Raw genomic sequence first — 10,307 nt, forward strand, 5'->3', positions numbered from 1 at the left:
CGTCAGTCAGCGCGAATTCGATATCCTTGAATTCTGGCACGCACAGAATGTCGGTGAACAGCTTCTTGGTGAATCCGACGCTGCCGGCGCCAATAATAGCGATTTTGAAGCTCATCACCTTCACCTCGATCCAATCGAATGCTAGGCAAGGAGCAGCAAGGGAGGATATGGCCGCACGTCATCGCGTGCATACCACTCAGGCCGGAAATCCGGCCTTTTCTCCTCCCGCCCGCTCCTCGACCGCGGGTCGTTCCCGTTCTCTGGAGCTGGATTATGCGCTTATTCGCAGGCGCGAACAGAGAAGGATTATGCTTTCGAGGGTAATTTTGTGCTGCAGGATCTGATCGCCAACGGACCATCGATGCGGACGATCTCGCTGCCGCGCGGCCGCCAGCGCCTGCATGCCATGCCGACAAGCACGGGTTACGAAGTTCGCGAGGACGAAACCTACGACTGGGACGGTCGAAAGCGCGGCCAGACCCCGTTCACCGTGCTCCAGCACACCATCAGCGGGGCCGGCCAGTTGCGCTACGAGAACCGCAACTACCGCCTCCAGAAGAACGACACGCTGCTGGTGCTGGTGCCGCACAACCATCGCTACTGGCTGGCTACGGGCGACCGCTGGGAATATTTCTGGATCTCGATGAATGGCGAGGAGGCGCTGCGCATCCACAAATCGATTCTGAGTGTCTCAGGCCCCGTATTTCGATTGCAGCCGATGACGATTGATCATCTTGCCGATTGCAGCCTGCGCCTCATCAAGGGGGCAGCTTCCCCGGGCGCCGCTTCCGCCGTCGCCTACGAAGCCGCCATGGCGCTCTACGACGATGTTTTCGGATCGCACGCCTTCGCCGAAAAACAGAGCGCCATGCAGCCGGTGATCGACCACATCAACGCCAATCTCGACAAGCCACTGCAGGTGGCCGATCTCGTTCGGATCAGTGGCCTCAGCCGCGCGCACTTCTCGCGCTGCTTCGCCGAGAGCGAAGGCATCCCACCTGCTGAATTTGTCTTGCAGCAGCGCCTGCAGCGCGCGGCGAAGTTGCTGACCAAAGCCGATTTCCTGCCGGTCAAGGAAGTCGCCGTCATGTGCGGTTTCGAGGACGCGAACTACTTTTCCAAGGTTTTTCGTCGCTCTTATGGCATTACCCCGACGCAGTTTCGCACCACCGGCATGTATGCCAGCCTGGGAAATCATCGTTGAGGCAATTGCCGCCGCTGATGCTGGATCCGGCTGGTCAGCGCCGGTTACGGTCGATCGCGGTCGAGGCGGTACTAACCGGATCAGCCGCCGCGAAGGCAGCCTCGATCTGCGTCGCTGAGCGCTGCTCGGTCCGCTTCCACGCGACATATTCGACGATGCCGAAGCGTGGACGCCGCGGCACCGTCTTCACCACAGGCATACGGAAGCCGTCGCGGAACTTCCGCCAGCGCTGGCCGAGCACCGAAACCATCTCCTCGACGGTGGGCGGCGTCGCCACGTCGGCATAGGTTATGGTGAATTTGCCGGCGAGCCCGGCTTCGCGCGAGACCGGTACCGGGATCGAGGCGAGATAGTCGGACGGCACGTCGATCAGGCCGCCAAAGGCCCATTGCTGGCGCAACCTGTCGGCATTCATCGGCGCAACCGAGACGTCGATGTCGTTCGGCGTGCCTGGCACGCGATAGGGGCATTTGAAGCGGCCGCAATTGGTGTGCGCCGAAAACTGCCACAGTGCGTAGCCCTGCCAGTTGCCCATCGGAAAATGCACATCGATGTCCGGCTTGTAGCGCGCATACCAGAGCGGCAGCCGCGACAAGAGCCGGTATTGATAGCGGTTGTCGGCAATGTATTGCGCGGTCCTGCCGTTGGTGTAGAGCACCGGGAAGCGGCCCAGCCGCCGATGCACCTGGCGCACGAATTCTTCCGCATCCTCCAATGACATCCATCGCGTGGGATCATTGCCTTCGAGGTCGAGGGCTATCAGATCGTCCGACGCGGGCTCGGCGAAATCGACGAAATTGTTTGCCTGCTCGACCGGGTTGCCGGGCCGGGCAAGATGATAGGCGCCCCATTTCAGGCCGAGTGCCTTGGCCACCACCTTGCGCGTCTGGAACAGTTCGCGTGTCACCGCATAGCGCTTCCACAGCGCCTTGCAGAGCCGGAATTCGGTGTCGTCGCCCGAGCAGAAATAGGCCGGCGGCAGCCCGTCGGACGCCTTGTTGATGAAGCCGACGATGCGCTTGTCGGTGGCAAGCTTGGCCCAGTCGATGGAATTGTATTCGTAGGCGTCGATGACCAGCGCGCGCTCAGCGTTCTTCCACGGCTCGGAGAAATCCGAGGCCTTTGCTGCCGTGCCCAGCACCATCGCAGCCGCGAGAAGTGCCAGGCGGCGAAGAGGGCGCGCCGGCGTTTTCAATCAGGGTGTCCCCACTGACCAGGGATCGATCCTGAACCGCTATGGTTAAGGAAGTGCTTTCAAAGCGGATGAGACGCTCAACGCGGAAACAGCGACGGCACCTCGAACGGATCGGGCGCCGGCTCCTGCGGCAGCGTGCCTTCGGCCGCGCGTTTGCGGTGATGCGCCAGCGAGCACCGCGGCGAGGCGTCGGGTCTGGCGAGCATGGAGGGCTCCGGTTTGTCGCCGGTCGAATGCCGGGTGGACTGAGAATTTAATGCGCGCCGCCGCGATTGCAAAATCCGCGTGACAAAGTTTGACGTTTACGTAAAAAGAAGACTGGAGGCCGCCCAAAGGCGGATGGTTTTGCATACGCCCAGGCCCTACGATCGAGCGGCCGGGGCAGCGGAGGAGCAATCGGCATGTATAAGGCACCGGTCGAGGATATCGCCTTCACGCTGAAGCATGTGGCCGGGCTGAAGCCGGCATTGGATTCCGGCACTTTCGGCGATCTCGGCGAGGATTTGGTCGACGCCATCCTGGCCGAGGCCGGCCGCTTCGCCAGCGAGGAGGTGGCGCCGCTCTATAAGATCGGTGACGAGCATGGCGCGGTGCTCAAGGACGCGGCCGTCACCACCCCGCCCGGCTGGAAGGAGCTTTACCGGCGCTGGATCGAAGGCGGCTGGAATGCGCTGTCCGGTCCGGAGGAATTCGGCGGCCAGGGCCTGCCTACCATGCTCGGCGTTGCCGCGCTCGAAATGTGGAATTCCGCCGCCATGGCCTTCGGCATCGGCCCGACGCTGACCATGGGCGCGGTCGAGGCGCTGGACAAGCACGCCTCCGAGGCGCTGAGGCAAAAATATCTGGCGAAGCTCGTCTCCGGCGAGTGGATGGGCACGATGAACCTGACAGAGCCGCAGGCCGGTTCCGATCTCGCTGCTCTGCGCGCCCGCGCCGAGCCGGCCGGCGATGGCACCTATCGCATCTTCGGCCAGAAGATTTTCATCACCTATGGCGAGCACGATTTCACCGACAACATCGTCCACCTGGTACTGGCACGGCTGCCCGACGCTCCCGCCGGCACGCGCGGCATCTCGCTGTTCCTGGTGCCGAAATTCCTGGTCGCTGACGACGGCTCCCTCGCCGCCCGCAACGATGTCTTCTGCTCCGGCCTGGAACACAAGCTCGGCATCCATGCCTCGCCGACCTGCACCATGATCTATGGCGACGGTTTCCAGAACGCGACCCCCGGCGCGATCGGCTGGCTGGTCGGCGAGGAGAACAAGGGGCTGGCCTGCATGTTCACGATGATGAACAACGCCCGCCTTGCCGTCGGCATGCAAGGCGTGGCGGTGGCCGAGACCGCGACGCAGAAGGCGATTACCTACGCCAACGAGCGTCGGCAGGGCAAGGCCTCGGACTATGAGGGGTCGGGCATGGCGCCGATCGTCCATCACCCGGACGTGCAGCGCAATCTCCTCACAATGCGGGCGTTGACCCAGATCGCCCGGGCTATCAGCTATTCCTGTGCCCATGCCATTGACCGCGCTCGGGTCGGCGAAGGCGAGGCGGCCGCCAACTGGCGCGACCGCGCCAATCTGCTGACGCCGCTTGCCAAGGCATTTTCCACCGATGTCGGCGTCGAGGTCGCCTCGCTCGGCGTCCAGGTGCATGGCGGCATGGGCTTCATTGAGGAGACGGGCGCGGCCGCCCTTTATCGCGACGCCCGCATCGCGCCGATTTATGAAGGCACCAACGGCATCCAGGCGATCGATCTGGTGGCGCGCAAGCTGCCGCTCGGCGGCGGCGAACACGTGCATCGCTACATCGGTGAATTGAAAGCGGTCGCCGATGGCGTGCGCACTTCCAATGTCGCGGGTTTTGGCCACACCGCCGACAATCTCGACCGGGCGCTCGCCGATCTCGACGAGGCGACGCGCTTCCTGCAGAAGCTGATGGCAGACGGCAAGGCCGATGCCGCGATGGCCGGTGCCACGCCCTATCTTCGGCTGATCTCACTTACCGCCGGCGGCGCATATCTGGCGCAGGGCGGACTCGCAGACCATGGCCGAGTTCCGCTTTGCCGCTTCTTTGCCGAAAACCTGCTTGGCGAGACCCGCGCCCTGAAGGAGCGCATCATCGATGGCGCTGAAAGCCTTGCCGCGGCCGGCAAGGCGTTGATCTCAGCCTGAAACATCCGGACATTCGAAGGAACTGGACCGTGACCGACCATATCCTCATCGAGCGCCAGGGCGCCGTGCAGATCATCCGCATGAACCGCCCGGACAAGAAGAACGCGCTGACGCGCGCCATGTACGCGAAGATGTCGACAGCCCTTGCCGAGGGCGATGCCGATCCTGCCGTTCGCGTGCACGTCTTCCTCGGCGTACCCGGCGCCTTTTCCTCCGGCAACGACCTTGCCGACTTCATGGTCATCGCCACCGGCGGCGAGGGCGGCACGGAAGTCTGGGATTTCCTGATGGCGCTGGCCAAGACGCAGAAGCCGATGGTGTCGGGCGTCGACGGCATCGCGGTCGGCATCGGCACTACGCTCAACCTTCATTGCGACCTGACATTCGCCACATTGCGCACCGTCTTTCGCACGCCATTCGTCGATCTCGGTCTGGTGCCCGAGGCCGGCTCGAGCCTGCTCGCGCCGCGGATACTCGGACAGCAAGGCGCCTTCGCCCTGCTCGGCCTGGGCGAAGGCTTCTCCGCCGAGCGGGCAAAGGCCGCCGGCTTGATTTACGACGTAGTCGAGGAAGGCGCGCTGGAAGCCGCGGTTCTGGCCGCTGCCAACGAGATCGCCGCCAAGCCGCCGCAGGCGCTCAAGATCGCGCGCGACCTGATGCGCGGCTCGCGCGACGATCTCGTCGCCCGCATCAGGGTCGAGAGCGAGCATTTCCGCGAACGTCTGAAATCCGACGAGGCCCGCGCCGCGCTCACCGCATTCATGACCAGGAAGAAGGGCTGACCGAAAGATCGCCGCAGCGCTCCGACAAGCCAGGGGCGCCCGCAAGTTGTGCATTGTCTGAAAAACTCACGCATGGCGTGATTTTGACCTGTACATGCAACTACTCGCGCCCTATCTCACGAGCAGGCGGCAGGGGTGTCCTACGAGGCGGACAGGACATGAGCCGAGACGTTGCCATCGATGCACGACCAATCAAAACAGTGCGAGGGCGTTCACTGACTGATTGAACGCCTCGACATGCTTGCCGATGCTGCAAAGCCGCTGGCGCTGACCTTAAAGCTCTGGTGGCGCTTCTGGCCGCAATTGGTCGCCCTGGTGCTTCTGGGTACCGTGTTCGGCGACCTGTTCATGCAGATCGCCGCGCGCACTGCCCTTGTCAATCATATGGCGGGGCTTGCCTTGCTGACACTGGTTGCGCTGACGCAGCTCATTGTCACCGTCGCCATGTTCCAGACGCTGCTGCCCGCCTTGACGGCAACGCGTGTGGCACAGCAGGCGGCGCGTGGCGAAAGCGAAGCGCAGCCTGGTACAGGTGGCGCGCGACTGGCACGCATGGTCACCGTCGCGCTGCTGCCCTTCTTCGCCTACTACGCTGCCTGGGGGTTTCTCGGCGACACGGTTCGGCAGTATTCCCGCGTCACGCTCGACATGGCGCCCTTCGGCGAAGGGGCCGGCAACGTCCTCGATGTGCTCGATTCGCGCTGGCTGATTTTTTCGGTCGCGATCTCGTGGCTGATCCGGCGCTTGGCCGCCAGCATGCAGACGCGCGGCGGATCTCGCTCCTTCTGGCAGATTGTCGTGGTCATCTGCGAGACCAACTGGATCTTCATTGGTCTGTATGTGATTTCGCGCTGGAAGGACGAGATCGTCGGCTGGATCATGAGCCGCAACATCCTGTCCGTCCTGCAGGCCGCCGCGGAGAGTATGGCCAATCCGGTCGCAAGCGCCTTTGCCGATCCCATGGTTCCGGTCGAGGTCACCTCCATCGACACGACCACCAGGCTGGTCAACCTGTTCTTCTATATGCTCCTGCCAGTGATCTGGCTGGTGCTCGCGGCATTGATCTACGGCTACGACGTGCGCGACGACAAGGAACTGATGCGTGTGCACAGGCGCGTCGAACATTTCGGCGAGCGCTACCGCGCCATTCCGAAATTCCTGCGCGATTTCGTCGAGCACTTTATCTCCGGCTATCGCTCGCGCTATCTGCCGATCGCCAATGGCGTGCGCATCACGCTGAGCTCGGGCGTGGTGCTCATTGTCACGCTGATCGTCGGATATCGCCTGATCGACTGGCTGGCCGCCTGGGCGTGGCTCGGAATGACACGCGTCATCGGCCCGCATGAGCTAGACACCTGGCAGGTGCTGTCGGAGGGCGTTTCGCTGCTCTTCGGCAGCCCGTTCCAGGATTCTTCGACCGGCATTCTCGTCGAGCCGATAAGAATCTGTTTCCTCGCCGCGATCCTGGAAACGGCATTCGCGCTGCCCAAGCGCCAGACAATTGACAGCATGCAGCCGGCCGGCTCCCCGGCCGGTGGAGAGGCCGAGGCCCAGAATGTTTGAAGACGCCCGCTCCCGCCTGAAGGCATGGTTGGTGGCCGGCATCGGCACAGTGGCGGCGATTGGGGTAGCCGGCGTCATGGGCGCCTTCGGCGCAAGGCAAGAGCCGCTGCCGGTTCTGGTGCCCGCCAGCGGAATCGAGACGGGCCAGTGGCTGCTCAGGTCGCTCAAGGCCTATTCGACCGAAGGCGAGAACCCCTACGGCGTACCGCTGAAGCCTGGCGCCAAGGCGCTGGTCCTCGAGCTCGAAATGACCAACCACACCGCCAAGTCGACAAAGGATTATTTCGACCTGCTGCAGGCCGCCCAGGCAACCGTCGATCCGACGACGAGACCGTTCATCGTGCTGACGCGTGATTCCACGCTGTCACCGGAACTGCACCCCGGCATGCCGGAGCGCATGGCCTATGTCTGGCAATTGCCGGACGGAGCGGCACCGCCGGCAAGCCTCGACCTGACGGTCATCCGCAAGACCTACAAGCAGCGCGACAATCTCTACGGCCTGCCCGGCTGGTTCAATCCGGCACCGGTCGGCACGCTGAAGCTGCCGGTTGGCAGCGGGCCTAGTGCCGCGGATATCCGGCCATGATGCGCAAACTGGCGAACATCGTCCTGCTGCTCGTCGCAGTGTCGCTCTGCTACGGCCTGCAGGTGTCGAAGCCGCACTATGGCGACCTTGTCGGGCCGATCCCCGCCCGCGGCTCGCTCGGCGACATGGCCGTCGGGCGAAGCTTCGAGGTCCGGGCCGAAAAGGTCGAATTCGCCCGAAAACTGAAAGTTGACAAGTTCGGTGACAGCAAGGTTTTGACCACAGGCGGCATCTGGGCCGTGGTCACGGTGGAGTTTGCGGCGCCGGCGCAATCGACGACGGTAGCGGTCGCGTCCTGGCGCGGGTCGACAGGCCTGACCTATGACCAGACCGAGCGGCTGTCCTTCGCCGATGGACTCCTTCCCGTGGCCATCGACCCCGGCCTGCCGAGGAAGGCGAGGCTGATCTTCGAGCTGCGGCCTGACGAAGTCAGCGATGCCACTCTGCTGGTTTCGGAAAAGCTGATGTCCGCACTCGACTCGCGGGCCGAGATATCGCTCGGGCCCGTCGCGATTGGACCCGACGGCTTGCCGCCCGGCACGGTAGACACACTGGACATGACGCAGCCGATCTGAGGGATATCGAATGGCGGCAGAAATTCTGGATCGGGAGAGCGGGACGAGCGAGCGGAAATGGCGCCGCCGCAGCCTGTGGTCGCTGCTGCTGCTTATCCCCTTGGCCTTGGCAATTGAGGCTTACGACAGTGTTAGGACGCTGCTTGGCAACAACGATCTCTTCGCCCGAAGCGTTGTCTGGGGAGAGAGCGCCCATTTCGGCGGCAGCGACTGGAAGCTAACCGATTTGCGCGGCGCCTTTGGCATGGCGAACCTGCCGCCGGATTCGGTCCCTGTGCTGGCCGACTTCTCGGTGAAAGTGGGCGATCCCGATCTGCAAAAACTCTGGATCGGCTGCAGGATAGTGCTGATGGACAAGGACGGTCGGCGTTGGTCGCCGACATCGGCGGTATCGCTGAAAACGCAGGACCACGTGCAGACCTGCACGTCGGCGATCTTCTCCGGCGCCAAGAGCGGCGACACCCTCAACCTGCGCGAGACCTTCCTGGTGCCGAAACAGGCGACAAGGACGATACGGCCGGCCGTCGGCGTCGCCAGCGAGCGGCCGCATTTCCTGCTGTTCCAGTTGGAAAAGGATTGATCCGGCCACCCGTCCGTCACTGTCACGGATAGAGGCGCGTCTTGTCCCAGCCACCTTCCGCGTTGCGCGTGAAGACCAGGCGGTCGTGAAGGCGGAACGGCCGGTCGTGCCAGAACTCGATCGTCTGCGGCACGATGCGGAAGCCGGACCAGTGTTTTGGCCGCGGGATCTCGCCGATTGGATAGCGCGCGGTGTATTCGGCCACCGCCTTCTCCAGCGCGAAGCGGCTTTCCAGAGGCCGCGACTGTTTCGAGGCCCAAGCGCCGATGCGGCTGCCGCGCGGCCGCGTCGCGTAGTAGGCATCGGCCTCGGCATCGCTGACGATCTCCACCGGCCCGCGCACGCGCACCTGACGGCGCAGCGATTTCCAATGGAAGCACATCGCCGCCTTCATGCTGCCAAGAATCTCGCGGCCCTTGGCGCTCTCGAAATTCGTGTAGAAGACAAACCCGCTTTCGTCGAACCCCTTGAGCAGCACCATCCGCACATCAGGCATGCCGTCGGCATCGACGGTCGCCAGCGCCACGCCGTTGGGGTCGTTGGGCTCGCTTTTGGTCGCGTCCTCCAGCCATGTGGCAAAGAGGCGGAATGGCTCGGCGGCCTCGGTAAAGTCACCGCTTGTTAACTCAGTTTCGCTCATAGTTTTCCAAATTCTTACCGTTGGCGGAGGACTTTGCCTGTTGTCGCGCATCATGCAAGCTTTTGACAGCAGGCAAAGGAGCGGTTTCGCTTCGGCCAGCGGCAAGCTCATGGTCGCGGCCATGGTCCTTCCGCTTGCCGCTTGCGGCGCGGGCGGCTTCAGCCTTCAGAAGGCGGAAGTCGACCGTTCGATCGTCACGTCGAGCGCACCTGCCTCGCCCGCCGTGCCGGCGAACAGCGACAAGGACTCGGATCAAACCACCATCGGCAATGCCGTCTCTTCCGCCGATATCGAGGAACTCGGCGGCCAGGCGGTGCCGTGGGCGAATGCCGGCACCGGCTCGCGCGGCTCCATCACCGAGCTGGTCGAGTTGAAGGACAACGACCAGACTTGCCGCAGCTTCACCGCTTCGCGCGAAAGCTTCGACGGGGTCTCGCTGTTCAAGGGCGAGCTCTGCATGGCGGGCGCTGGCGGATGGCACATGCAGGACTTCAAGGCGCTCTGATTTTCGCCTGCCGATCTTGCCTTGCGCCACTGGAATTTCTTCCTATGCAAGCGCATATAGGGAGCAACCGTGGACTCATTTTCTCTTGCAGGCAGGAAGCATGCGCGACCCCTATGAGGTGCTGGGCGTTGCCAGGAACGCATCGGCCAAGGACATAAGATCGGCATACCGCAAGCTCGCCAAGAAGCATCATCCGGACCAGAATCCGAATGATCCCAAGGCGAAGGACCGTTTTGCCGCCGCCAACCAGGCCTACGAGATCGTCGGTGACGAGAAGACTCGCGCCGCCTATGATCGCGGCGAGATCGACGCCGACGGCAAGCCGAAATTCCAGGGTTTCGAGGGTGCCGCCGGAGGTGGCGATCCGTTCGCCGGATTCCGCCGCCAGCAGGGCCCGGGCGGCGCGCATTTCGAATTCCGCTCAGGCAGGCCGGGCGGCGATCCGTTCGATGGCAACAGCGACATCTTCAGCCAGATCTTCGGCGATGCCTTCTCCGGCGCCCGTG

Annotated in this window: 12 protein-coding genes; 9 read left to right on the forward strand and 3 right to left on the reverse strand. The window is 63.4% G+C overall.

Features of this window, described 5'->3' with window-relative positions; genetic code table 11:
• Positions 1 to 361 precede the first annotated feature (361 nt).
• Entirely contained in the window at positions 362 to 1,204 is an 843-nt protein-coding gene (locus EN781_RS15005) for an AraC family transcriptional regulator (RefSeq protein ID WP_126059185.1), read from the forward strand.
• A 34-nt stretch (positions 1,205 to 1,238) separates the two neighbouring features.
• Here EN781_RS15005 and EN781_RS15010 read toward each other — a convergent pair whose 3' ends face one another.
• Together EN781_RS15010 and EN781_RS35825 are read right to left on the reverse strand one after the other, a co-directional pair.
• Complete coding sequence (locus EN781_RS15010; RefSeq protein ID WP_126059184.1) at positions 1,239 to 2,348, reverse strand: glycoside hydrolase family 25 protein; 1,110 nt, start codon at positions 2,346 to 2,348, stop codon at positions 1,239 to 1,241.
• A gap of 128 nt (positions 2,349 to 2,476) precedes the next feature.
• Positions 2,477 to 2,605: a hypothetical protein gene (locus EN781_RS35825; RefSeq protein WP_281033082.1), complete on the reverse strand. Its 129-nt coding sequence runs from the start codon at positions 2,603 to 2,605 to the stop codon at positions 2,477 to 2,479.
• A 195-nt stretch (positions 2,606 to 2,800) separates the two neighbouring features.
• Here EN781_RS35825 and EN781_RS15015 point away from each other — a divergent pair, with 195 nt between their 5' ends.
• The 6 genes from EN781_RS15015 (at position 2,801) to EN781_RS15040 (ending at position 8,656) form a co-directional block, all read left to right on the forward strand.
• A complete protein-coding gene (locus EN781_RS15015; RefSeq protein WP_126055952.1) occupies positions 2,801 to 4,570 on the forward strand; it encodes an acyl-CoA dehydrogenase family protein in 1,770 nt (589 codons plus the stop codon).
• Between the two features lie 29 nt (positions 4,571 to 4,599).
• Complete coding sequence (locus EN781_RS15020) at positions 4,600 to 5,352, forward strand: crotonase/enoyl-CoA hydratase family protein (protein WP_126055951.1); 753 nt, start codon at positions 4,600 to 4,602, stop codon at positions 5,350 to 5,352.
• 237 nt (positions 5,353 to 5,589) lie between these two features.
• Positions 5,590 to 6,915, forward strand: coding sequence for a hypothetical protein (locus EN781_RS15025; RefSeq protein WP_126055950.1), 1,326 nt, complete (start codon positions 5,590 to 5,592; stop codon positions 6,913 to 6,915).
• Entirely contained in the window at positions 6,908 to 7,501 is a 594-nt protein-coding gene (locus tag EN781_RS15030) for a hypothetical protein (RefSeq protein ID WP_126055949.1), read from the forward strand. Before EN781_RS15025 ends, EN781_RS15030 begins: the two co-directional genes overlap by 8 nt.
• Positions 7,498 to 8,076 carry a hypothetical protein gene (locus EN781_RS15035; protein ID WP_126055948.1) on the forward strand — a complete coding sequence of 193 codons (579 nt, stop codon included), beginning with the start codon at positions 7,498 to 7,500 and terminating at the stop codon, positions 8,074 to 8,076. The genes EN781_RS15030 and EN781_RS15035 overlap by 4 nt, the downstream gene beginning before the upstream one ends.
• A gap of 10 nt (positions 8,077 to 8,086) precedes the next feature.
• Entirely contained in the window at positions 8,087 to 8,656 is a 570-nt protein-coding gene (locus tag EN781_RS15040) for a hypothetical protein (protein WP_126055947.1), read from the forward strand.
• Between the two features lie 22 nt (positions 8,657 to 8,678).
• Here the strand turns inward: EN781_RS15040 and pdxH are convergent, their stop codons facing one another.
• On the reverse strand, positions 8,679 to 9,296 hold the full coding sequence (gene pdxH / locus EN781_RS15045; protein WP_126055946.1) for a pyridoxamine 5'-phosphate oxidase: 618 nt from the start codon (positions 9,294 to 9,296) through the stop codon (positions 8,679 to 8,681).
• Between the two features lie 40 nt (positions 9,297 to 9,336).
• Here pdxH and EN781_RS15050 point away from each other — a divergent pair, with 40 nt between their 5' ends.
• Positions 9,337 to 9,801: an RT0821/Lpp0805 family surface protein gene (locus tag EN781_RS15050; protein ID WP_126055945.1), complete on the forward strand. Its 465-nt coding sequence runs from the start codon at positions 9,337 to 9,339 to the stop codon at positions 9,799 to 9,801.
• Positions 9,802 to 9,901: 100 nt separating this feature from the next.
• Positions 9,902 to 10,307 (forward strand): DnaJ domain-containing protein (locus EN781_RS15055; protein ID WP_148669367.1); only part of this gene is annotated, 406 nt, incomplete at its 3' end.

Origin of the sequence: Mesorhizobium sp. M4A.F.Ca.ET.090.04.2.1, assembly GCF_003999085.1 — a bacterium.
Classification (GTDB): Bacteria; Pseudomonadota; Alphaproteobacteria; order Rhizobiales; family Rhizobiaceae; genus Mesorhizobium.

Excerpts from the sequence above, each read along its gene's own strand:
- EN781_RS15005 (WP_126059185.1), top strand. The coding sequence starts at position 362 with ATGCGGACGATCTCGCTGCCGCGCGGCCGCCAGCGCCTGCATGCCATG.
- EN781_RS15010 (WP_126059184.1), bottom strand. The coding sequence starts at position 2,348 with ATGGTGCTGGGCACGGCAGCAAAGGCCTCGGATTTCTCCGAGCCGTGG.
- EN781_RS35825 (WP_281033082.1), bottom strand. The coding sequence starts at position 2,605 with ATGCTCGCCAGACCCGACGCCTCGCCGCGGTGCTCGCTGGCGCATCAC.
- EN781_RS15015 (WP_126055952.1), top strand. The coding sequence starts at position 2,801 with ATGTATAAGGCACCGGTCGAGGATATCGCCTTCACGCTGAAGCATGTG.
- EN781_RS15025 (WP_126055950.1), top strand. The coding sequence starts at position 5,590 with ATGCTTGCCGATGCTGCAAAGCCGCTGGCGCTGACCTTAAAGCTCTGG.
- EN781_RS15030 (WP_126055949.1), top strand. The coding sequence starts at position 6,908 with ATGTTTGAAGACGCCCGCTCCCGCCTGAAGGCATGGTTGGTGGCCGGC.
- EN781_RS15035 (WP_126055948.1), top strand. The coding sequence starts at position 7,498 with ATGATGCGCAAACTGGCGAACATCGTCCTGCTGCTCGTCGCAGTGTCG.
- EN781_RS15040 (WP_126055947.1), top strand. The coding sequence starts at position 8,087 with ATGGCGGCAGAAATTCTGGATCGGGAGAGCGGGACGAGCGAGCGGAAA.
- pdxH (WP_126055946.1), bottom strand. The coding sequence starts at position 9,296 with ATGAGCGAAACTGAGTTAACAAGCGGTGACTTTACCGAGGCCGCCGAG.